Below are 21,618 nucleotides of genomic sequence, written 5' to 3'. Positions count from 1 at the left end.
CCGTCTCGGGGAGGCGGGCGTTGATCCACGCCGCCAGGTCGTCGGCCACCGGGTAGAAGTCCATTTCGCCGTTCGGGCCCGCGATGTAGCCGTCGATGGAGGTGGCGACGTAATACGTGAGCTTGCGCAAAACTACTCCTTCTAAAGTACTATGCCCGAAGTGCTTTCACCGTAGTACTACAAATGGAGTGGTGTCAAGGTGGTCAGACAGAACGTCGCCCGGCGGGCGGCACTGGTCGACGCGGCGATCGAGGTGCTGGCCGAGGAAGGCGCCCGCGGGCTGACGTTCAGGGCGGTGGACGCCCGAGCCGAGGTGCCGACCGGCACCGCGTCCAACTATTTCGCCAGCCGCGACGACCTGCTGACCCAGGCGGGCGGCCGGATCTACGAGCGGCTGCAGCCCGACGCCGCCACCATCGCCGCGAGCCTCGCCGGGCCGCGCGACCGCGACCGGGTGACCGGCCTCATGCACGAGATCGTCGACCGGATCTCGGCCTTCCGGTCAGGCTACCTGGCGCTGCTGGAGCTGCGACTGGAGGCGACCAGGCGGCCCCGCCTGCGCGAGGTGCTGACCGAACGCATCCGCGCCGACGTCGAGGCGAACGTACGCCGCCACCGCCAGACCGGCCTGCCCGGCGATGACACCACCGTGGTCCTGCTCTACCTGGCGCTCAACTGGCTGATCGTCGAGCGGCTCACGCTGCCGGACGTGTTCGGCGAGGAAGAGGCGCACGTGCTCGTGAGCGCCGCCGTCGAACGGCTGCTCCCATAGCATGCGGAGATGACTGATCACCGGCACACCCACGAGCTCGTCCGCGACGGCGATCTCATCACCAAGCGGTACGTGGACGGCAAGCCGGGCGCGGCGGAGCGTGAATGGCGGGCGCTGACCCTCCTGGCGGAGCACGCCCCTGCGCTGGCCCCCGAGCCCGTGGCCTTCGACGGCCGTTCGGTCACGATGACGTGGATCGACGGGCTGCCGATGCGCGGGATGGAGGTGCGGGCCGAGCACGTCGCCGCCATGGCCGAGGCACGCGCCCGGCTGCACACCGCCCTCCCGTACGCCGTCCTGCGGGACGTGCCCGAGCGCCCATGGGCGGACCCGGTGGTCACCGACTGGGTCAGGAGTCGCGCCACGGCATGGGAGCCCAGGGGGCCGCTGGACGGCCGGGCCGTCGAAGAAGGGCTGCGGTGGCTGGAGAGCCGGTCGCCGGGCGAGCCGGGCACCACGCCCGCGTTCGGCGCGGGGGACGGCAACCTGGCCAACTTCCTGTGGGACGGCTCCCGCGTCCGCCTGGTCGACTTCGAGGACTGCGGGCGCAGCGACGTGGCGTACGAGGTGGCCGAGATCGCCGAGCACGTGTCGATGTGGGTGGACGGCGAGGTGGAGATCGTGCCCGCGTTCGGCCTGAGCCCCCGGGAGGAGCGGCGGACGCTCGAGCACCGCAGGCTGCACGCCCTCATGTGGTTGTTCCTGCTGTCCCACGATTCCGCCGACGCGCCGCGCAACCCGCCAGGCACCTTCGAACGGCAGGCCGAGCGGGTGCTGGCGCGGCTGGCAGCGTGAACGCGACTCAGCCCGTGAGCACGCCCAGCAGGTGCGTGACCTCCCTGGACACCGCGTCGCGCCCGGCCTTGAGATATTTCCTGGAGTCGACCACCCGCTCGTCGTGGGCCAGATAGTCGCGGATGGCGCCGGTGAACGCCTTGTTCAGGTGGGTCGCGATGTTGATCTTCTTCATCCCGTTCCCGACGGCCTCGCGCAGCACGTCGTCGGGCACCCCCGACGAGCCGTGCAGCACCAGCGGCACCGGCACCGCGGCCCGCAGCTCGGCGATGAGCTCCAGATCGAGCACCGCGTCCTTGGACGTCATGGCGTGCGAGGTGCCCACCGCGACCGCCAGCGCGTCGACGCCCGTCCGCGCCACGTAGTCGACGGCTTCGTGGGGTTTGGTGCGGGCGCCCGGCGCGTGCACGCCGTCCTTGCCCCCGACCTCGCCCAGCTCGGCCTCCACCCACACGCCGCGCGCATGGCACCAGGCGGCCACCTCGGCCGTGGCGGTGACGTTCTCCTCGTCGGGCAGGGCCGAGGCGTCGTACATCACCGAGCCCAGCCCCAGCTCCACCGCCTCCTCCACGAGCGCCCTGTCGGTGGCGTGGTCGAGGTGGACCGCGACCGGCACGTCCGCGCGGCGGGCGATCGCGAGCGCGGCCAGCGCGACAGGCTCCAGCGCGCCGTGGTAGCGCACGCAGTTCTCGCTGATCTGCAGCACGACCGGCAACCCCAGCGCCTGCGCGCCGGCCACGATGGCGGTGGCGTGTTCGAGCTGGATCACGTTGAACGCGCCCACCCCTGCGGGCGACTGGCTGACGATGTCGCCGATGGCGGCGAGGGACATGGCAGTGGCTCCTTACGTAATGATGATCCCGGGGTGGATGTCGGCGTACACGTCGGGGTCGATATCACCGGCCACGGGCGCGGCCACGGCCGCCGCGCCCAGCGCCGCGGCCCGCCTCAGCCTGTCATGCCACGGTGCCCGCTCGACCAGCCCCAGCGCCAGCCCGGCGACCAGCGCGTCACCCGCGCCCGTCGGGTTTCCCCCCACGGTGTACGGCATGCGCGCCCTGAACGTTCCCTCACCTGTGACCGCCAGCAGCCCTTCGGCCCCCATGGACACCACCACGGCCCCGGCTCCCCGCTCGCGCAGCGCCCGGGCGCCCTCGGCGGGGGCGCCGCCGGGCACCGCCCTGGCCAGCTCTTCCGCGTTGGGCTTGACCACGGAAGGGCGGCCCGCCGGCGCGTGGCGCAGCGGTTCGCCGTCGGCGTCCACGATCGCGGGCACGCCCTGGTCCGCCGCGATCGAGGCGAGGGCGGCGTAGGTGTCGAGGGGCACGCCGCGCGGCAGGCTCCCCGACAGGACGACCGCGTCGGCGGCGGCCACGAGCTGCTCGTAGTGCCGTACGAAGCTCGCCAGCTCGCCGGGGGCCACCTCGGGACCGGGCTCGTTGAACAGCGCCGTACGCCCGGCGCCGCCGTCCGTGACGGCCAGGGTGGTGCGGGAGTCGGCGGCGATGGGCGTCAGGGCGCCCGGCAGCCCGGCCGCCCGCAGATCGCCTTCGACCGCCTGCCCCGTCGGCCCGCCCGCCAGGCCGGTGACCAGCACCTCGTGGCCGAGCGCCGCCAGCACCCTGGCCACGTTGACGCCCTTGCCGCCGGCCCTCCTGTGCACGGCGGTGACCCGGTTGACGCCGTCCCAGTCGACCGAGGGCAAGGCGTACGTCACGTCGAGGGCGAGGTTGAGCGTCACGGTGAGGATCATCAGGGCTCCGTGACCCAGACGCCGTCCTTCATCACCCCGGTCACCTCCAGTTCGTCGGACAGCACCACCAGGTCGGCGGCCTTGCCGACGGCGATCGAGCCGATCCGGTCGGCCAGGCCGAGCACCCGCGCGGGCGTCAGCGAGGCCACCTGCACGGCGTCGGGCAGCGACATGCCCACCTCCCGCACGCTGCGCCGGAACGCGACGTCCATGGTCAGTGTGGAGCCCGCGATCGAGCCGCCCTCGACGAGCCGGGCGACGCCGCCGTCCACGCGCACGCCCATCGAGCCGAGCACGTAGTCGCCGTCGCCGAGACCGGTGGCCGACATGGCGTCGGTGATCAGCGCGGTGCGGCCGGGGCCCGCCACTTCGTAGGCCAGCCGCAGCATGGCCGGATGCACGTGAACCCCGTCGTTGATCAGCTCGATGGTCACCCGTTCGTCGTCGAGCAGCGCGGCGACAGGCCCGGGGGCGCGGTGGCCGAGCGGCGGCATCGCGTTGTAGAGGTGGGTGGCCACGCTCGCGCCCGTCTCGATGCCGGCGATCGTCTGCTCGTAGCCGGCGTCGCTGTGGCCCACGGCGGCGAGCACGCCCTCGGAGACGGCCAGCCGGATCGTGTCGAGCGCGCCGGGAAGCTCGGGCGCGATGGTGACCATGCGTACGTGGCCGCGCCCGGCCTTGACCAGCTCGGCGAACTCCTGCGGCGAGGGCTCGCGCAGCAGCGTGGGGTCGTGCGCGCCGCAGCGGGCCCGTGAGATGTAGGGGCCCTCGAAGTGGATGCCGGCCAGCAGCCCTTCCTCGCAGAGCTCGGCCAGCGCCGACGCCGCCCGGACGAGCCGGTCGGGGGAGTCGGTGACGAGGCTTGCCATGGTCGTGGTGGTGCCGTGGCGCCGGTGCAGCGCCACGGCCTCACGGGCCTGGTCGGGCTCGCCGGTCGGGAAGGAGCCGCCCGCGCCGCCGTGGTTGTGGATGTCGACGAAGCCGGGCACGACGTGCCGCCCGCCCACGCTCAGGCCGGGACCGGGGGCCGATCCGTGGCCGACATGCGTGATGCGGCCGTCTTCTATGGTCAGCCACCCTTCGTGGATTCCCCCGGGTGTCACGATCCTGGCGTCGGCAAGAGTAAGGCTCATGGAGAAAGAATCACAGATCGCGTGAGGTGCATGGGCTCGTCGGGGTTCAGCTGCTGGGCGAACGCGCGTGCGACGGCCACCCGCTGGGCGCGGATCAGCTCGGCCATGGGGTCGAGCCCGCTCTCGAAGAACATGCCGCCGGCCTGCTCGACCTGCCCGCGCAGGCCGTCGGGCGGGGCGCCGAGCATCCAGGTGACGCGTCCGGGGCCGGCGATGCTGATCGGGCCGTGCCGGTATTCCATCGCCGGGTACGCCTCCGTCCACGAGCGGGACGCCTCGCGCATCTTCAGCGCGGCCTCCTGCGCCAGCCCGACCGTCCATCCGGCGCCGAGGAAGCTGAACTGCTCGGCTTTGACCAGTTCGTCGGGCAGCGGCGCGGCGACGGCCCGCTCGGCGTCCTCGATGGCCTGGGTGAGGTCCTCGCCGAGGCCGGCGCGCAGCAGGGCCAGCTGCGTGGTGGCGAACCTGGTCTGCACGACCGACCGCTCGTCGGCGTAGTCGAGCACCACGACCTCGTCGGCGGCCCGCATGATCGGCGTCTCCGGGTCGGCGGTGATGGCCGAGATCTTCGTGGTGGTCCTGGCGAGCAGCTCCAGGACCTCGGTGGTGGTGCCCGAGCGGGTCAGCGCGAGCACGCGGTCGTACGAACGTCCTGAGGGCGTCTCGGAGGCGGCGAAGGCGTCGGTCTCCCCGTGCCCGGCCCGCTCCCGCAGTGTCGCGTACGCCATCGCGATGAACCATGACGTGCCGCAGCCGACGACGGCCACCCGCTCTCCGTGGCGCGGCAGCGCGTCGGCGGGAACGTCGGCGACGGCGCGGCGCCAGCAGGACGGCTGGGACGCGATCTCGGCCTCGGTGTGGCTGGTCACCACGTGCCTCCCCATGGTTGATTGTTTCTGCATTTTTTATACCAGATAAGTGCATAAATGGACATGAGTGGCTGCGGCCCTCCAGGTTGTGCCACGCTTGCTGCTGACCTCGTCCTCCAGGGAGGCCTCGTGTCCCGCTACGACCGCTGGAACGCCATCCTCGAGCTGCTCTCCCAGGAGGGCAGGCTGTCGGTGGAGGAGGCGTCCCAGGCGCTCGACGTCTCCACCGCGACGATCCGGCGGGACTTCGACCAGCTCGCCCAGCAGCAGATGCTCATGCGCACGCGGGGCGGCGCGGTGGCCCAGAGCGTCAGCTACGACCTGCCGCTGCGCTACAAGACGGCCAGGCACGCCGGCGAGAAACAGCGCATCGCGGCCGCCGCGGCGGAGTTCGTGACGCCGGGAGGCGTGGTGGGGCTCAACGGCGGCACCACCACCTCCGAGCTGGCCCGCACGCTCGCCACGGCGCCCGCGCTGGAGAACGGCTTCACCATCGTCACCAACGCGCTCAACATCGCCGCCGAGCTCACCGTCCGCCAGCACGTCAAGATCGTGGTGACCGGCGGGGTGGCCAGGCAGCAGTCGTACGAGCTCATAGGGCCGCTTGCGACCGGGGTGCTGGAGCAGGTGACGCTGGACGTGGCGTTCCTCGGGGTCGACGCGCTCGACATCGAGCTGGGCGCGTCGGCGCACCACGAGGGCGAGGCCAGCGTCAACAACCTGCTGATCAGCCGCGCCGCGCAGGTCGTCGTGGTGGCCGACTCGTCCAAGGTGGGCAAGCGGGCGTTCTCCCGCATCTGCCCGATCGGGCAGATCGACACGCTCGTCACCGACGCCCAGCTCTCCGACGATCTGGCGGGCGAGCTGACGGACGCGGGGGTAAAGGTCGTACGCGCCTGACCCGCCCAGGCGTTACAGGATGATGCCGGGGCGGGTAGGAATGCGACACAGGCGACAAGCCATCCCAGGGGGAAACATGGCGTCGGGAAGGAGCGTGGCCCGTCTCGGGCCCGCGGAGCGCGCCGAGGCGCTGGAACGCATGGCCGGGCGCGAGCTCGACGTGGTCGTGGTAGGCGGGGGAGTCGTGGGAGCGGGGGTGGCTCTCGACGCCGCCACCCGCGGGCTCGACGTCGGGCTGGTCGAGGCCCGCGACTTCGCCTCGGGCACCTCGTCGCGTTCCTCCAAGCTCATCCACGGCGGTCTGCGCTACCTGGAGCAGCTCAACTTCGAGCTGGTGCGCGAGGCCCTCCAGGAGCGGGCGTTGCTGCTGCAGCGCATCGCGCCGCACCTCGTCAAGCCGGTGCCGTTCCTCTTCCCGCTGACGCACTACGGCTGGGAAAGGGTCTACGTCGGCGCCGGGGTGGCGCTCTACGACACGCTCGGGCTCGCCTCAGGGGTCGCCCGCGGCGTGCCCGGCCACCGGCACCTGTCCAGGTCGCGGGCGCTGCGGCTGGCGCCCGCGCTGAAGAAGAGCGCGTTCACGGGCGCCATCCAGTACTGGGACGCGCAGGTCGACGACGCCCGCTACGTGATGACCATGCTGCGCACCGCGGCCACCTACGGCGCCCACATCGCCCCCCGGGCGCAGGTGGTGGGGTTCCTGCGGGAGGGGGAGCGGGTCACCGGCGTACGCGTGCGCGACCTGGAGAGCGGCGAGGAGTTCGAGGTCCGCGCCCAGCAGGTCGTCAACGCCACCGGGGTCTGGACCGACGACATCCAGGAACTGGTCGGCGGCCGGGGCCAGATCCACGTACGCGCCTCCAAGGGCATCCACCTCGTGGTCCCGCGCGACCGCATCCAGTCGCTGACCGGGATCATCCTGCGTACGGAGAAGTCCGTGCTCTTCGTGATCCCCTGGGGACGGCACTGGATCATCGGCACCACCGACACGGAGTGGACCCTCCACAAGGCTCACCCGGCCGCCTCGATGGCCGACATCGACTATCTGCTCGACCACGTCAACGCCGTGTTGTCCGTGCCCCTGAGCCGCGACGACGTCGAAGGCGTCTACGCGGGGCTGCGCCCGCTGCTGTCGGGCGAGTCGGACGAGACGTCCAAGCTGTCCAGGGAGCACGTGGTCGCGCATCCGGTGCCCGGCCTGGTGATGATCGCCGGCGGCAAGTACACGACCTACCGCGTCATGGCCCGGGACGCGGTCGACGCCGTGGCGCACGGCCTCGACCAGCGAGTGCCCCGTTCGTGCACCGACCGCATCCCGCTGGCCGGCGCGGAGGGCCACCAGGCGCTGTGGAACTCCCGCCACCGCATCGCCCAGACCTCCGGGCTGCACGTGGCCAGGATCGAGCACCTGCTGCAGCGCTACGGCTCGCTGATCGACGAGGTGCTTGAGCTGATCGAGCATGACCCGTCGCTGGGCAGGCCGCTGAGCGGGGCCGACGACTACCTGCGCGCCGAGATCGTCTACGCCGCCACGCACGAGGGCGCCCGGCATCTCAATGACGTGCTGACCCGGCGTACGCGCATCTCCATCGAGACCTTCCACCGCGGCGTGGCCGTGGCGCAGGAGTCGGCCGAACTGCTCGCCGCGCCGCTCGGCTGGGACAACGAGCAGGTCAAGCGGGAGGTGGGATATTTCACCAAGCGCGTGGAGGCCGAGCGCCGCTCCCAGGAGCAGGACTCCGACCAGGAGGCCGACGCGATCAGGCTCGGCGCGCCGGAGATCGTCCCCGTGGTCGCGCCGGAGGTCTGAGCGATCACTCCGCCGGGATCCACGCCTGCTCGTCGAGCGTGGCGGCGTCGTTGACCTGCACGCCCTGCGTCGAGACCGTCCATAGCGAGTCGCCGATGACGACCGAGCGCTGGATGCCGGGCCGGAACCCGCGCTCGCCGCCCTCACGCTGCGCCGGATGCTTGATCGTGCCGAGCTTCGACACGCCCGAGTCGTCGATCTTCAGCGCGAGCGCGCCCGACTCGTCGCCGCTCCTCAGCGGGATCACCGCGAGGCCGGTTCCGGGCCAGTAGAGGAAGGCGTGCGGGTCCCACTCGGCCTCGGAGCCGGAGTCCTTCTGGAACAGCTGCGACAGCCTGCGCGGGGCGGCGGGATCGCTCACGTCGAACAACGACACCTGCGTGCCCTGCGTCCTGCCCTCCTTGTCCGCCTCCTGGCCGATGCCGATCAGCCGGCCGTCACCCGCCGGATGCAGGTAGGCGGAGTAGCCGGTGATCTTCAGCTCGCCGGTCACCTTCGGCGCCGCCGGGTCGCGCAGGTCGAGGGTGTAGAGCGGGTCGACCTGCTTGAACGTGACGGCGTAGCCGATCGCGCCGATGAAGCGGACCGAGTAGATGCGCTCGCCCTTGCCGAGCCCGCCGACCTCGCCCTTCTTGTCCATCGTGGCGGCGTCGAGCACGTACACGGTGCTGGAACTGGTCCGGCCGTCCCCGGAGCCGAGCGTGGTGGCGACGCGGAGGTGGCCTTCGTGCTCCGACAACGAGTACTGGTTCAGCAGGCGGCCCGCCACCTTCCCCGACGCCACGTAGGCGGGCGGACCCGGCTTGGAGACGTCGAACCGGTGGATCTGCGTCTCCTCGGGTGGGAGCGTGGGCGTCGGCCGGGGCACGGGACGCGACGTCGCCGTGACCGTCATCCTGGTCGGCGGAACTTCGGACGTGTCTCCCGTCACGGTGGGTTCGCTGGGCGTGGGCTCCTCGGCCGGCGCCACGCCCGACCCGGTGCTACGGCCGGGTGAAGCGGGGGCGCTGGTGGGAGTGTCGGGTGGGGTGGTGTCGCCCGGCGAGCCGGTGGGGGCACCCGGTCTGGTGGTGGGGGCGTCCGGCAGCGGGCGGAACGGCATGCCCCACCAGCGCGGGTTGCTGGCCACGTAGAGGCTGCCGCCCGTGCCGTACACGATGTCGCCGTCGGCCGCCAGGGCGATCGGGTCGGTGCCCGCGGCGGTGACGCCCTGGGCCAGGTCGATGGTGTGCACGGTCAGCATCGAGGTGCCGGTGTAGTCGGCGGGGTGGCTGACCCGGTCGCACGCGACCGAACTCTTCCCGACCGACCCCGACGCGTCGGTGATCTTGACCTGGGGCAGCCAGGCCTCGGCCGGCGCCTTGCGTACGACCTCCTGGTTGCGCTTGACCCGCTCGGCGTCCGGGATGACCGATCTGACCTGAGGGAACGTGATGTCCGGCTGGCTGCGGGTGACGAGCCTGACCGTCGAGCCGACCATCCTCGCGTCGACGTACGTGCCCTGCGGCTCGATCGTGCTCAGTACCCTGGGCTCGCCGGCCAGATCGACCAGCACGTACCGCGTGTCGCGCGGCGGTCCGAACGAGCGGTAGGTGGCGCCGCCGCCGCGCAGCATGACCAGCGCCCGGTCCCCGGAGATCAGCAGGTCGGAGGGGACCCCGGGTTCGTCGCCGTCGGTCAGGTCGAGCGACTCGGTGACCTTCCTCGTGGCGGCGTCGATGATCCGCAGCGTGCCGTCCGTGACCGTGACGACCCGGTCGCCGTCGGTCTTGACCAGGTCGGGCTCGTCCACCCCCGCCTCGTGCACGTTGGTCGTGGAGTGTTCGGGGGTGCCGGCCGTGTCGGCCTTGGCCTCCGCCCTGGCGGTCATGGGCATGACGTTGCCGAAGCCGTACGGGCCGACGTTCCGGACGGCCTTCTCGCGCAGCCCCGCCAGCAGATCGTCGCATCCGGAGTAGGCCACCAGGCGGACGGCGCCGAGGCTCGTCCCGCCGGGCGGCGCCACCTCCGGCGCGGAGGCGCAGGCGGTTGCCACGGTCGCCAGGGCCGTGGCGGTCACGGCCGTACGGATCAGCGTCTTCATGCCCTCCATCACGGCTCAGCGGGCGGGATGGTTCAGGAAACTCTGTCCGGATTGATGGTGAACGCCGGGCTGAAGTTGAGGTCGTCGGGCACTTCCAGCAGCTTGCGCAGCAGTTTCCCGCTGAAGTCGATCACCTGCACCTGGTCGTTGTCGTCGTTGTCCTGCTCCCAGCAGTAGAGGTGCTTCTCGTCGTAGAAGCCGAGCACCTTGTCGCAGTCGGAGGAGAACTTGCGCAGCCGCTCGCCCGACTCGGAGTCCCAGATGCAGTGGTCGCCGTCGCCGCCGTTGGGGCAGTTGGTGACGAAAGCGCCGCCCGAGGGCGAGAAGATGTCCTGCGTGCCCGCCGACATCGTGCCGATGCCGGGGAATGAGCGGGTGGCCTTGCCGGTGGCGTCGAAGAAGCGCAGGCCCTGGTTCTTCTCGTCGCCATAGACGTTGACGGTGCCCTCGTCCGCGCCGTCGAAGCCGAAGGCGGTCTCGCGGATCGAGGTGTCGGCCACGTCGATGGTGGTGGCCTTCTCCGTGGCCACGTCGATGATGGTGTAGCCCAGGTGGAGCCAGTCGTCGCCGCTCTTCTTCTCGATGTTCAGCAGGATGCGGCCGCCGTCTTTCGACCAGGCCCTGATGGTGCTGATCAGCGGGTCCTTCACGGTCTTGATCGTGGTGCGCTTTCCGGAGTCCTGGTCGGTGATGACGATGAAGTCGTAGTCGTCGGAGCTGTAGCTCCTGCCTCGGTGGGCGAGGTAGCGGCCGTCGGGCGAGACCATCGACTCCCAGTTGGCGGCGTACTTCGTGAACGAGCCGTGCAGGGAGGTCCTGGCGTAGTCGATCCAGTCGTCCTTCTTCTCGTCCTCGATCTCGTAGGAGGTCAGGAAGACGGCGTCGTCGGGGTGCTCGTACAGGTAGATCTCTCCGCCGGGCAGCCGGGTCCGCGTGCCGGTGGGCGGCACGCCGGCCCGTGTGGTGCCCGGCGAGGGGCCGCGCGTCGCGGTGGTCCGCGACGGCTCGGAGGTCCTGGTGCGGGACGGCTCGGCGACGGAGGACTGGTTGACCTGGATGGTCACGACCACGCCGGCGAGCATGAGCAGGGCGAGCCCCACCGTGACGCCGACGATCAGCGGGGTCCTGTTCCGGCGCCGCGGTTCCGGGGCGTACTGGTGGTGGGTGATCTGCCTGTGCTGCGGCCAGGGCTCTGGCGGGTACGGCGGCGGGATCGTGGAGGCGTGCGGGCCGGGCGGCCCCGACGGTTGTGCCGGGTGCGCGCCGAAGGGCGCCTGCGGCGCGGCCTGGGCGGCGGCCTCGGCCAGGATGCCGGCGTTGGGCGGGGGGCGTTGCAGCAGCCGCATGATGACCTGCTCGGCGGTGGGCCGCTGCGCGGGGTCCTTGGCCAGGCACGCGGTCACCACGTCGCGCAGCTGGTCGTCGAGCATGCCGAGGTCGGGGTGCTGGTTGAGCACGCGGTTGATCACCGCGGGCATCGTGTCGCTGCCGAACGGAGCCCGGGCCGAGGCGGCGAAGACCATCGAGCTGGCCCATGAGAACAGGTCGGCGGCCGGCCCGACGGTGTGGCCCATGATCTGCTCGGGCGCCATGTACGCGGGCGTGCCCACAACCGTGCCGCTGATCGTCGAGGTGGCGTTGAGCGCCCGCGCGATGCCGAAGTCGATCACCCTGGGGCCGTCGGCGCCGATGATCACGTTGGCCGGCTTGAAGTCGCGGTGGACGATGCCGGCCTGGTGGATGGCGGCCAGGGCGGTGGCGGTGCCGATGGCCAGCCGGTGCAGGACGGACCCCGAGCGCGGCCCCTGCTCCGTCACGACCTGGTGGAGTGAGGGCCCTTCGATGAACTCGCTGACGATGTAGGGGCGGTGCTGCTCGACGCCGGTGCCGAGCACGGCGGCGGTGCAGAAGGGCGCGACCTGCTGGGCCACCTCGACCTCGCGCAGGAACCGCTCGACGCTCACCTGGTCGCCCGCCAGGTCGGAACGCATCCATTTGACGGCCACGCGGGCGCCCGACGGGTCGTGGGCGAGATAGACGACGCCCTGGCCGCCCTCGCCCAGCCGGCCGGCCAGCTCCAGGCCGCCCAGCTGTGGCGGGTCTCCGGGTCGTAGCGGCGCGATGGATGCCATGGAAGGATTGTGTCCCCATGCCGCGCATCAACAAAAACTACCTGTCAGTAGCGATACCGAATCTTCTTCATCCCGGCACGTGGCGTCCCCGTGCTGGGTATACGCTGTAAACGTGGCAGATCCGGGTACGGCCGAGCGCATCGTGGCCGTCGCGCGGCGCATCCTCGTCGAAGAGGGCTCCGCCGCGGTCAGCATGCGGCGCGTCGGCGACGCCGCGGGCATCACCGCCATGGCCATCTACCGGCACTATCCCAACCGGGAGGCGCTGCTGCGGGCCGTCGCCAACCGGAGCGCGAGCGAGCTGGCCGCGCAGTGGCGGCGGCGCTCCTCCTCGGGGGACCTCGGGGAACGCATCTCGGCGGCGCTCGACGACTTCCTCGACTTCGCGCTCGGCGACCGGCACCTGTTCCAGTTCCTGATCCTCGACGCGTGGACGGGTGCGCGCCGCTTCCCCGAGGACTTCCGCGGCGGGCAGGGGCCGCCCTTCACCGTGCTCACGGAGCTCGTCGAGGAGGGCATGCGCACGGGGCTGCTGCGCGAGGACGACGTGCTGGAGGTCACGCTGGCCGTCACGTCGTGCGCGCAGGGCCTGGTGCAGCAGTATTTGAACGGCAGGATGGGGATGGACGAGGACGACTTCCGCGCGCTCTGCCAACGGTCGATGTGGCGGATCATCAACGGGCTGGCCCGCGGGTAGGTGACGGCCATGGAGATTCGTTACGCCGGAGGGCCGACGGCGGTCATCGAGATCAACCCGACAACCTGGACCACGCCGGCCGCGCCTTCCCGGCCTCCGCGCCGCTGGTGCTCGAAGGAGAGGGCCTGACCGTCCACGTCAGCGGCGACAACGCCTCGCTCGACGTCGTACGCGAGATCGCCAGCCGCGCCGACCCCGTGGACGTCGCGGTGTTGTTCGCGGGGCACGGCGACCTGCTGCAGCGCTCGCGCCGGGGGAGCGCACGCGCCTGCCCTGAGCCGGATCAGGCCAGCGGATGGCTCACCCAGACGTTCGGCTCCACGTAGACGGCGTGGTCGTGCTCGACGTCGCAGTGCACGGGAGTGAGCGCCCCGGGCACCTCGACGTCCCCCGTACGGTCGAACGGCAGGCCGGTCCACTTCCGCCACTCGGCGAGCGTGCCCGCGATCACCATCGACCGCGGCGCCACCTTGACGATCTTCCCGCCGGCCCGTACGTGCACCCGCAGCCAGGCGTCATGGGGAAGGCCGTCGGGGCGGGTGCGGAAGGCGTACTCGCTCATGGGGGTGTGGGGCTCGCGGTGCTTGAGGTTGGGCCTGACCGGTGCGACGAGCTCGGCGAAGCCCTGGCCGGCGGCGTGGCGGCGCATCGCCGCCAGCATCTTCGAGCTCAGCCCCGTGCCCTGCAGGTCGCGCCGCACGGTGATCTCCAGGGCGGAGACGGCGTCGGGGCGGGCGCCGCGCTCCCGGCCCGACCGGATCACGCCGTCCCAGCCGTCGTCGGGCAGCTCGGACCCGCCGGCGACGAAGGGGATCATGCACGCCCGCGCCACCAGCCGGCCGGGCTCGGCGTCGTCGTCGGCGACGAGCACGTAGTCGGCGTAGGTCGTGGTGGCGACCGGGTAGAACAGGTCGGCGATCGGGTCGTTGAGCATGAACTCCTGCCACGTGTGGTCCATGTCCCACAACGTCGACGCGAACTCCGGACGCTCCGCGAGCGTCGTGATCTGGAGGGCCATGCGGTACAGTCTCGCATTCCGGTCTCTAGGGACGCGCGCCATCAAGGTCCGCCAAGTGCCTGCGCTAGCGTCGGCAGCATGACCGATCTTGACCCCAGACTGCGTGCCGTCGCCGACCTGATCGTGTCCCAGGCGCGCGAGAGCGGCGGCAGGCACGAGTACGACGGCCGGATCCAGGACCTGTCGCCCGACGGCGTACGCGCGGGACTGGACCGGCTCGGCGAGGGAGCCGCGCCCGCCGACCCGCACGACGCCCGGCATGTGGAGGTGTTCGAGGAGGGGCTGCGCACCGAGTTCGGCGAGTTGGCCCTGCACCGCGGGAACCCCCTGGTCCACCTGTCCAACCTCGACCTCGCCTGCTACGACCGCGACTACGCCCCGGCGGCCGAGCGCGCCGCGGCCAGGGCGGCCCATCTCGCGCTCTGGCCGGACGCCGTGGACAACGCGATCGAGGCGCTCGACCGGATCCCGGCCCCCGTCGCGAAATCCCTGGTGAAAACCGCCGAAGGCCTGGCCGTAGGCGTCACGGACGAGACCGCGCTGCGGGCGCACGGCAGGCTCGTCGCCCACCTCCAGCGCGCGGCGGACGAGGGCGACCCCGACGCGGCGCTCGGCGGCCAGGCCCTGAGCAGGCTGATGGGCACGGCCGACGGGCTGCCCGTCGACCTCGGGAGGCTGGCGGAGCGGGCCGACGCCGAACGCGACCGGCTCATGGCGCTGCTCGCCGAGTCCTGCGCCAAGCTGGGCGAGCGGGACAGGCCGCCGCTCGACGTCGTACGCGAGCTGGTCAAGGACCACCCCGATGCCGACGGCGTGATCGAGGCGGCCAGGATCGGCACGGAGAAGGCCATCGCGTTCACCCGCGAGAAGAACCTCGTGCCCTACCACGACGGCGAGTGCCTGGTCGGGCCGGCGCCCGAGTCGCGCCGCTGGGCGATGGCCATGATGTCGTGGAACGCGCCCGGCGAGCCCGAAGGCCCGTCCTGGTACCACGTCACCCCGCCCGACCCGAGCTGGCCGCAGCGGGACCAGGAGGAGTGGCTGGAGGTCTTCAGCCGCACCACGCTGCCCGCGATCAACGTGCACGAGGTCGCCCCCGGCCACTTCTCGCACGCGAGGGCGCTGCGGCGGGCGCCGTCGGAGGTACGCAGACTGCTGCAGTCGACGGCGTTCATCGAGGGCTGGGCCCACTACGCGGAGGAGCTCTGCGTCGAGGAGGGCTTCGAGGCCGGCGACCCCCGCTTCGAGATCGGCGTGTGGCTGGAGGCGCTGATCCGCGTCACCCGGCTGGCCTGCGCGATCGGCGTGCACACCGGCCGGATGACGGTCGAGGAGGCCGCCGGGCGGTTCGTCTCGGACACCCACCTGGCCGGCCCGGCCGCGACGGCGGAGGCCGAACGGGCGTCGTTCGACCCGACGTACGGCCGCTACACCTACGGCAAGCTGCTCATCCGCGATCTGCGCGAGCAGGCCCGCGGGCAGTGGGGCGCCGGCTTCACCCTGCAACGCTTCCACAAGGCGCTGCTCGATCTCGGTTCGCCGCCTCTGGGCTTGATCGGGGGCATCCTGTAGCGTCTGGTGATCCGGAGCACCCTGCAGAGCCGGTCGCTGAGGAGGTCTGTCCGTGCGCGAGCTCTCCGGCAAGGTCGCCGTGATAACGGGCGCGGGCAGCGGCATCGGGCGGGCGCTGGCCCTCAGGTTCGCGGCCGAGGGCATGACGCTGATGCTCGCCGACGTCGACCACGGCCCGCTCGCGGAGACGGCCGCGCAGGCGGGCGACGCCAGGGTGCTCACGCAGATCACCGACGTGTCCGACGCGTCCTCTGTACGCCATCTGGCCGACCGGTGTTTCGGGGAGCTGCGGGCCGTACACGTGTTGTGCAACAACGCGGGCGTCTTCCAGGGCGGTCACCTGTGGACCCGCGGCGAGGAGGACCTCGCCTGGCTGCTGGGCGTCAACCTGTGGGGCGTGCTGCACGGCATCCGCGAGTTCGTGCCGCGCATGATCGAGCAGGACGCCGAGGGGCACATCGTCAACACGGTGTCCACGGCGGGGTTGTTCACCTCGCCGGGGTCGGGCGGCTACTCCGTCAGCAAACACGCCGCGCTCGCCGCCTCCGAGGCGCTGGCCCACGACCTGGCCGCCGCGGGGTCCAAGCTCCGCGTGACCGCGCTCTGCCCGGGCGCGGTCAGGACCCGCATCGCCGACTCGCGGCGGCTACGCCCTCCGGGCCTGGCCACCACGCCGAGCTCCGACGAGGTGGCCGTGCAGGAGGCGGTGAGCCGGGCGGCGGAGCGCGGCATGGAGCCGTCCGAGGTCGCCGGCCTGGTGGTGGAGGCCATCCGTGAGGAGCGATTCCTGCTGCTGACCGACCCCGAGCACGCCACGCGGCTGCGCCGGCGGACCGAGGCGCTGCTCACCGGGCGGTTGCCGCCTCACCACTGACGTTCGTGGGCCAGCAACCGCACCACCGCGCCGCTGCGCGGCCTGACCAGCAGGCGTACGGAGTCGCCCGGCAACACGTCCTGGTAGAGGCCCTGCTTGACGCGGAACGCGATGGCCTTCTCCGAGCTGCCGTCGTGCACCGCGATGTGGTAGGAGTTCTCGCTGTCCGCGTGGGCCTCGACCCAGCGCTTGACGACGTGGCCGCCGATCTCCTGCCGCTTGGCGCCCTGCGCGACGGTGGCCACGGGCACGATCTCCACGCCGTGCCAGCCGCTGCCCGTGAAGATCCACTCCTGCTGCGGGTTCACCTCCACCTGCCCCGGCCCGGCGACCTCGCGCCCAGCCGGGGTCAGCAGGAACCCGCGGCCCGCCAGGAGCAGCCCCGACCCGGCCACGAACGACGCCATCGTCGCGATCATCCCCGGCCACGACAGGCCGGCCGCGGCCACGGTGGCGAACCACGGGACCACCAGCCCACAGGCCAGCAGCACAGGAACGAGCATGCTCGACCAGCGCCGCCGCGCCAGCCCGAGGTCGATCGCGCGCTGCCGGACCAGAGGAAGGAACTCGCGGTCGAGTACCTGACCGTCGGGCATGAGCGCGATCACCGGGGCCCGCGGAGCCCCGCCCATCCTGGCGCTCGCCTGGTCGAGCACCCACCGCTCGTACGGCAGCAGCGGCTCCTCCCGGCGCGGCGTGAGCGACAGCCGGTCGCCCTCCACGACGGCCCACCCGCGCCCGGCCAGCTCGAACAGCGCCGAATGGAACACGTCCTGCACCCGCATGCCGCGTAAGAGCTCCGCCACGGGGGCGGGCGCCGGACAGCGCGGCTCCCGCTCCGGGGTCCTGTCGCGACCGGACACCTTGAAGGCGGCGGCCAGGGTGGCGACCCACAGAGCCCACGTCGTCGCCGGCCAGACAAGATCCATTCTCCTGTGTTAGCACGAGAGCCGGAGCCAGGCCAGGCGTAACGCACAAGGCCGATAGACTGTGGTCACCGCGTTCCGCCTTCTGGAGGGTCTTCAGTGTCTGAATTCGACACGGTCTTGGTGGTCGACTTCGGCGCGCAGTATGCGCAGCTCATCGCCAGGCGGGTGCGCGAGTGCCACGTCTACTCCGAGATCGTCCCCTCGTCGATGCCCGTCGAGGAGATGATGGCGAAAAATCCGAAGGCGATCATCCTGTCCGGAGGTCCCTCCTCGGTCTACGCCGACGGCGCGCCGCCCGTGCCGCACGGGCTGTTCGCGACGGGCGTGCCGACGTTCGGCATCTGCTACGGCTTCCAGGCGATGGCGCGGGCGCTGGGCGGCGAGGTGGCCCGCACGGGCGTCGCCGAATACGGCGGCACCGCGCTCGACGTGCTGCAGGAGGGCGTCATCTTCGCCGGCCTGCCGAGCGCCCAGACGGTCTGGATGTCCCACGGCGACAGCGTGGCCGCCGCACCCGAGGGGTTCACGGTGACCGCCTCGACGGGCCAGACGCCGGTCGCCGCCTTCGAGCACCCCGAGCGGGGCCTCTACGGCGTGCAGTTCCATCCGGAGGTGCTCCATTCCGAGCACGGGCAGGCGGTGCTCAGGCACTTCCTCGAAGCGGCCGGCTGCCGCCCGTCGTGGACCATGCTCAACATCGTCGAAGACTCCGTCGAAGCCGTGCGTCGCCAGGTCGGCGACGGTCACGCGATCTGCGCGCTGTCGGGCGGCGTCGACTCCGCGGTGGCCGCCGCCATCGTGCAGCGCGCCATCGGCGACCGGCTGACCTGCGTCTTCGTCGACCACGGCCTGCTGCGCAAGGGCGAGGCCGACCAGGTCGAGCGCGACTTCGTGGCCGTCACGGGCGTCAAGCTGCGCGTGGTCGACGCCGCGGACCGCTTCATCAAGGCGCTGGAGGGCGTCACCGACCCCGAGGAGAAGCGCAAGATCATCGGCCGCGAGTTCATCCGCGTCTTCGAGGACGAACAGCGCGCCATCATGGCCGACATGCCCGTCGAGTTCCTCGTCCAGGGCACGCTCTACCCCGACGTGGTCGAGTCGGGCGGCGGCACCGGCACCGCCAACATCAAGTCCCACCACAACGTCGGCGGCCTGCCTGACGACCTGCGGTTCACGCTGGTCGAGCCGCTGCGGGCGCTGTTCAAGGACGAGGTCCGCCGCGCCGGCGAGGAGCTCGGGCTGCCCGCCGCCATGGTCTGGCGTCAGCCGTTCCCCGGCCCCGGCCTGGGCATCCGCATCGTCGGCGAGGTGACGCGCGAGCGCCTCGAACTGCTGCGCGAGGCCGACGCGATCGCCCGCGAGGAGTTGTCCAGGGCCGGCCTCGACCGGCAGATCTGGCAGTGCCCGGTGGTGCTGCTGGCCGACGTTCGCTCGGTGGGGGTGCAGGGCGACGGGCGCACCTACGGGCATCCGGTGGTGCTGCGTCCCGTGACGTCGGAGGACGCGATGACGGCCGACTGGGCGAAGGTGCCGTTCGACGTGCTGTCCCGCATCTCGACGCGGATCACCAACGAGGTCCGCGAGGTCAACCGCGTGGTGCTCGACGTGACCAGCAAGCCCCCCGGCACCATCGAATGGGAGTGACCCGGTCCCGCCGCTCAGGGCGCGGATGGCCCGCTCGCGCCGCCACCCGGAGGAGGCGGGCAGGGCAGGCCGCCGTTCAAGGCGTCCTCCGGGGCTCCGGCCCGGCCGCCGGGACGGCGCGAAGAGCCCGTGAACGTGCCCGAGCCCCGGGGCGTGTGCCCCCGGGGCTTCGGTCGGACCGACTGTGTGGTCACCGCTTCTTGGCGCACAGGGCCGTGTCGGCGGCCTTGATGACGCTCATCGCGGCCGCGTCGGCCGTGGGCAGCGCCGTGACCGCGATGGCGGCGGCCCTGCCGTCGTCGGTGATGCCGCCGCGGGTCTCGTAGCCGTCGATGTCGCCGCCGTGGCCCCACGCCACGCCGCCGCAGCTCAGCGGCATCTTCATCAGGCCGAGCCCGTACCTCCAGCCGCCCGGCATGCCGGGTGCCTTCACGGTCTTCTTCATGGCCTTGAGCTGCGCCGGCTTGAGCAGCTTGCCGTCCATCAGGGCGACCCAGAAGCGGTTCAGGTCGCTGGGGGTGGCGATGAGCTGACCGGCCGCGCCGCCCCACGACGGGTCCAGGTTGGTGATGTCGAGCAGCTTGCCGCCGGGCTTCCTGGAGCCGTACCCCGTCGGGTGGGGGTCGCGGATCGTCTTGACCTTCTTGCCCGGCCAGTACGTCTGGCGCAGGCCGGCCCGCTTGATGACCTGGTCGGTGATCGCCTTGCTCACCGGCTTGCCCGTGACCTTCTCGATGAGCAGGCCGAGCACGGTGTAGCCGGTGTTGCTGTACTCCCACTTCTTGCCGGGCGCGAACGACGCCTTGTGCGCGAAGGCGATCTTCAGCAGCTCCCGAGGAGAGCGGTACTCGTCGCGGGCGTCGAAGATGTTGGGCATCCAGCGGGTGTAGTTGGGCAGGCCGCTGGTGTGCTGCAGCAGGTGCCGTACGGTGATCTTGCGGCCGTCGCCGGACTTGCCGCGCAGCAGCTTCGGCAGGTACGTCTCGATCGGCTCGTCCAGCTTGACCTTGCCCTCGCCCACGAGCTGCAGCACGGCCACGGCGGTGAAGGTCTTGGTGTTGCTGGCGATGCGCACGTACCCGTCGACCGGCACCTTCGCCTTGGACCTGAGGTTGCCGACGCCGGCGGTGTAGTGGCTGGTCCTGCCCTTGCTGTCACGTACGGCGGCCAGCGCCCCCGGGAACTTGTGCTTCTTGACCAGGCCGTTCAGCTGCTTCTGCAGGGCGTCGTTGCTGCGGTTGCGCTTGGCTTCCTTCACCTCTTGGCGCATCTCGTCCAGCTCGGCCCGCAGCTCGTCGGCCGGGTTGTGCCGCGGGGCGTTCGCTCCCACTTCGGGACCGGTCACCGCGGCGGCGGGGGCGGCGGCCACGCTCATCGCCGTCAGCGCGGTCAGCGCCGCCACGGCCAGGCCGCGCATGCTCCGGGGGGTCGTTGAGGGGGAAGAGAGACGCGACATGGGAAAACGCTCCTGCATTCGGGGGTGGTGTCCGCTCCGGACATCAACCAGCATGCCGTCCGGGCCGATCCGCGAACGATCCCGCGCGCTGGAGTCGTGGGGTACAGCCTGCTGTACCCCACAACTCCCTGCTCATGGCGACGACCACCACCGGCCTCCACGGCCGCACGCGACGCGCCGTACCGTACGTAGGGCCGCTCCTGCCCAGGAGCGGGTGAGGGCGCCCCATCCTCGGGTGTCGAGCAGGTCCAGTGTCCCCACGCGGGAGCCCGCCTGCCTCCGTAGCCCTCCTCGACCGCTTCCGGGTTCGATGTCCGGCATGGTGAGCCCGGCTCCGTGTCGTCCGGTCATGTCGGCGTCGATACTGACGTAATGTGCCGCTATGACTGGTGGGCCGGCTCGTTTCGGCGGGCGAGACGATGTCGTCCTGGTCGTGGTCCTCGACTGCGCCGACCTGGGCAGGGCAGCGGAGTTCTGGTGCGGAGCCCTGGGTTACACCGCCGATCCGGCCTCGCCCGGACCTTATCGGCGGCTCCTGCCCCCAGGGCGTAACGGCGTGGAGCTGCTCCTGCAACAGGTTCCGGAGCCGAAGACGGCCAAGAACCGGATGCACCTGGATCTGCGGGTTCCCGACCTGGAGACCGAGGTGGCCAGGCTGGTGGCCCTGGGCGGGCGTCGCGTCACCGACGAGCCCATCAAGGAGGAAGGCTGGGCCTGGCATGTGCTCACCGACCCCGACGGCAACGAGTTCTGCGTGTTGCGGCCGCCGCCGGGGCGGCTCACCGAATCCTGACGGTCACGGCGCCTAGTGCGTGATCTTGATGACGGCCCTCTTCCCTTTGACGGCCACCACCTCGAAGCTGACCTCGTTGATGGTGCTGGGACCTCCTTGGTCCGGCGTCTGCTCCGACATGGTGAGCCGCATGCCTGATGAGGTGAACGCGTCGAAGGTGACAGAGCCGTCCTCGACGGTGACGTTGATCGGCAACAGCCCCCACCTGTCGGCCAGCCCGATCGTCTGCCCGTCCGAGACGAGCACCTCGCACTTCGCGTCCCTGCACGCCCGGAGCCTGGTGCCGTTCCTGGCTTTGGGGAGCGGCGTCGCCGTCGGCGACGGGGTCAGCGTCGGCGAAGGGGGCGCTGACGGCGGCGTCGCCGCGGGGGAGGACGGGGTGCCGGCG

20 protein-coding genes are annotated in these 21,618 nt (G+C 71.5%); 10 read left to right on the top strand and 10 right to left on the bottom strand.

All coding sequences use genetic code 11. The features are described from left to right. The first annotated feature begins 199 nt into the window (after window positions 1-199). Window positions 200-772: a TetR/AcrR family transcriptional regulator gene (locus E1267_RS31970; protein WP_132338024.1), complete on the top strand. Its 573-nt coding sequence runs from the start codon at window positions 200-202 to the stop codon at window positions 770-772. 9 nt (window positions 773-781) lie between these two features. After that, complete coding sequence (locus tag E1267_RS31965; RefSeq protein WP_132338022.1) at window positions 782-1,567, top strand: phosphotransferase family protein; 786 nt, start codon at window positions 782-784, stop codon at window positions 1,565-1,567. A gap of 7 nt (window positions 1,568-1,574) precedes the next feature. Here E1267_RS31965 and E1267_RS31960 read toward each other — a convergent pair whose 3' ends face one another. From E1267_RS31960 to E1267_RS31945, 4 genes are read right to left on the bottom strand one after another with little or no spacing between them, the layout of a single operon-like run. Then, entirely contained in the window at window positions 1,575-2,399 is an 825-nt protein-coding gene (locus E1267_RS31960; RefSeq protein WP_132338020.1) for a class II fructose-bisphosphate aldolase, read from the bottom strand. Between the two features lie 12 nt (window positions 2,400-2,411). After that, window positions 2,412-3,320 carry a 1-phosphofructokinase family hexose kinase gene (locus E1267_RS31955; RefSeq protein ID WP_132338018.1) on the bottom strand — a complete coding sequence of 303 codons (909 nt, stop codon included), beginning with the start codon at window positions 3,318-3,320 and terminating at the stop codon, window positions 2,412-2,414. Further along, window positions 3,320-4,453, bottom strand: a complete 1,134-nt coding sequence (gene nagA / locus E1267_RS31950; protein ID WP_132338016.1) for an N-acetylglucosamine-6-phosphate deacetylase — start codon at window positions 4,451-4,453, stop codon at window positions 3,320-3,322. Before nagA ends, E1267_RS31955 begins: the two co-directional genes overlap by 1 nt. Beyond that, on the bottom strand, window positions 4,450-5,322 hold the full coding sequence (locus E1267_RS31945) for an SIS domain-containing protein (protein ID WP_220449775.1): 873 nt from the start codon (window positions 5,320-5,322) through the stop codon (window positions 4,450-4,452). Before E1267_RS31945 ends, nagA begins: the two co-directional genes overlap by 4 nt. 129 nt (window positions 5,323-5,451) lie before the next feature. On the opposite strand from E1267_RS31945, the gene E1267_RS31940 reads away from it, so the two are divergent. Beyond that, window positions 5,452-6,222 (top strand): DeoR/GlpR family DNA-binding transcription regulator, encoded by a 771-nt coding sequence (locus E1267_RS31940; protein ID WP_132338014.1) that lies wholly within the window; start codon window positions 5,452-5,454, stop codon window positions 6,220-6,222. 76 nt (window positions 6,223-6,298) lie between these two features. Further along, the gene (locus tag E1267_RS31935; protein WP_132338012.1) at window positions 6,299-8,032 is read left to right on the top strand and encodes a glycerol-3-phosphate dehydrogenase/oxidase; all 1,734 of its coding nucleotides are present in this window, start codon (window positions 6,299-6,301) and stop codon (window positions 8,030-8,032) included. Window positions 8,033-8,036: 4 nt separating this feature from the next. On the opposite strand, the gene E1267_RS31930 is transcribed toward E1267_RS31935, so the two are convergent. Then, window positions 8,037-10,115 (bottom strand): beta-propeller domain-containing protein, encoded by a 2,079-nt coding sequence (locus E1267_RS31930; RefSeq protein ID WP_165959912.1) that lies wholly within the window; start codon window positions 10,113-10,115, stop codon window positions 8,037-8,039. Between the two features lie 32 nt (window positions 10,116-10,147). Next, complete coding sequence (locus E1267_RS31925; protein ID WP_132338010.1) at window positions 10,148-12,247, bottom strand: serine/threonine-protein kinase; 2,100 nt, start codon at window positions 12,245-12,247, stop codon at window positions 10,148-10,150. A 112-nt stretch (window positions 12,248-12,359) separates the two neighbouring features. Between E1267_RS31925 and E1267_RS31920 the strand changes: the two genes are divergently transcribed. Both E1267_RS31920 and E1267_RS46740 read left to right on the top strand, forming a co-directional pair. Continuing rightward, window positions 12,360-12,944: a TetR/AcrR family transcriptional regulator gene (locus E1267_RS31920; protein WP_132338008.1), complete on the top strand. Its 585-nt coding sequence runs from the start codon at window positions 12,360-12,362 to the stop codon at window positions 12,942-12,944. A 107-nt stretch (window positions 12,945-13,051) separates the two neighbouring features. Continuing rightward, complete coding sequence (locus E1267_RS46740) at window positions 13,052-13,270, top strand: MBL fold metallo-hydrolase (RefSeq protein ID WP_246064384.1); 219 nt, start codon at window positions 13,052-13,054, stop codon at window positions 13,268-13,270. Here the strand turns inward: E1267_RS46740 and E1267_RS31910 are convergent. Further along, window positions 13,228-13,962: an N-acetyltransferase gene (locus tag E1267_RS31910; protein ID WP_132338006.1), complete on the bottom strand. Its 735-nt coding sequence runs from the start codon at window positions 13,960-13,962 to the stop codon at window positions 13,228-13,230. The genes E1267_RS46740 and E1267_RS31910 overlap by 43 nt on opposite strands. Before the next feature lie 78 nt (window positions 13,963-14,040). Between E1267_RS31910 and E1267_RS31905 the strand changes: the two genes are divergently transcribed. Continuing rightward, a complete protein-coding gene (locus E1267_RS31905) occupies window positions 14,041-15,534 on the top strand; it encodes a DUF885 family protein (protein ID WP_132338004.1) in 1,494 nt (497 codons plus the stop codon). 52 nt (window positions 15,535-15,586) lie between these two features. Then, window positions 15,587-16,408, top strand: a complete 822-nt coding sequence (locus tag E1267_RS31900; RefSeq protein WP_165959911.1) for an SDR family NAD(P)-dependent oxidoreductase — start codon at window positions 15,587-15,589, stop codon at window positions 16,406-16,408. Here the strand turns inward: E1267_RS31900 and E1267_RS31895 are convergent. Then, window positions 16,399-17,337: a DUF2207 domain-containing protein gene (locus E1267_RS31895; RefSeq protein ID WP_132338000.1), complete on the bottom strand. Its 939-nt coding sequence runs from the start codon at window positions 17,335-17,337 to the stop codon at window positions 16,399-16,401. The genes E1267_RS31900 and E1267_RS31895 overlap by 10 nt on opposite strands. Window positions 17,338-17,391: 54 nt before the next feature. Between E1267_RS31895 and guaA the strand changes: the two genes are divergently transcribed. Then, window positions 17,392-18,981: a glutamine-hydrolyzing GMP synthase gene (gene guaA / locus E1267_RS31890; RefSeq protein ID WP_425465106.1), complete on the top strand. Its 1,590-nt coding sequence runs from the start codon at window positions 17,392-17,394 to the stop codon at window positions 18,979-18,981. 190 nt (window positions 18,982-19,171) lie between these two features. Here guaA and E1267_RS31885 read toward each other — a convergent pair whose 3' ends face one another. Further along, window positions 19,172-20,398, bottom strand: coding sequence for a serine hydrolase domain-containing protein (locus E1267_RS31885; RefSeq protein ID WP_220449774.1), 1,227 nt, complete (start codon window positions 20,396-20,398; stop codon window positions 19,172-19,174). Between the two features lie 421 nt (window positions 20,399-20,819). Between E1267_RS31885 and E1267_RS31880 the strand changes: the two genes are divergently transcribed. Beyond that, window positions 20,820-21,230 (top strand): VOC family protein, encoded by a 411-nt coding sequence (locus E1267_RS31880; RefSeq protein WP_132337996.1) that lies wholly within the window; start codon window positions 20,820-20,822, stop codon window positions 21,228-21,230. Between the two features lie 12 nt (window positions 21,231-21,242). On the opposite strand, the gene E1267_RS45405 is transcribed toward E1267_RS31880, so the two are convergent. Then, window positions 21,243-21,618 (bottom strand): hypothetical protein (locus tag E1267_RS45405; RefSeq protein ID WP_220449773.1); only part of this gene is annotated, 376 nt, incomplete at its 5' end.

This window comes from Nonomuraea longispora, from assembly GCF_004348345.1.
Lineage (GTDB): Bacteria > Actinomycetota > Actinomycetes > Streptosporangiales > Streptosporangiaceae > Nonomuraea > Nonomuraea longispora.
Note: the sequence above shows the minus strand (reverse complement) of the source record. Positions and strands in the feature narration are given on the sequence as shown.

Bases quoted from the DNA above. Each gene is read 5' to 3' on its own strand.
- E1267_RS31965 (WP_132338022.1), top strand. From the start codon at position 782: ATGACTGATCACCGGCACACCCACGAGCTCGTCCGCGACGGCGATCTC.
- E1267_RS31960 (WP_132338020.1), bottom strand. From the start codon at position 2,399: ATGTCCCTCGCCGCCATCGGCGACATCGTCAGCCAGTCGCCCGCAGGG.
- E1267_RS31955 (WP_132338018.1), bottom strand. From the start codon at position 3,320: ATGATCCTCACCGTGACGCTCAACCTCGCCCTCGACGTGACGTACGCC.
- nagA (WP_132338016.1), bottom strand. From the start codon at position 4,453: ATGAGCCTTACTCTTGCCGACGCCAGGATCGTGACACCCGGGGGAATC.
- E1267_RS31935 (WP_132338012.1), top strand. From the start codon at position 6,299: ATGGCGTCGGGAAGGAGCGTGGCCCGTCTCGGGCCCGCGGAGCGCGCC.
- E1267_RS31930 (WP_165959912.1), bottom strand. From the start codon at position 10,115: ATGAAGACGCTGATCCGTACGGCCGTGACCGCCACGGCCCTGGCGACC.
- E1267_RS31925 (WP_132338010.1), bottom strand. From the start codon at position 12,247: ATGGCATCCATCGCGCCGCTACGACCCGGAGACCCGCCACAGCTGGGC.
- E1267_RS31910 (WP_132338006.1), bottom strand. From the start codon at position 13,962: ATGGCCCTCCAGATCACGACGCTCGCGGAGCGTCCGGAGTTCGCGTCG.
- E1267_RS31905 (WP_132338004.1), top strand. From the start codon at position 14,041: ATGACCGATCTTGACCCCAGACTGCGTGCCGTCGCCGACCTGATCGTG.
- E1267_RS31895 (WP_132338000.1), bottom strand. From the start codon at position 17,337: ATGGATCTTGTCTGGCCGGCGACGACGTGGGCTCTGTGGGTCGCCACC.
- E1267_RS31885 (WP_220449774.1), bottom strand. From the start codon at position 20,398: ATGCGCGGCCTGGCCGTGGCGGCGCTGACCGCGCTGACGGCGATGAGC.
- E1267_RS31880 (WP_132337996.1), top strand. From the start codon at position 20,820: ATGACTGGTGGGCCGGCTCGTTTCGGCGGGCGAGACGATGTCGTCCTG.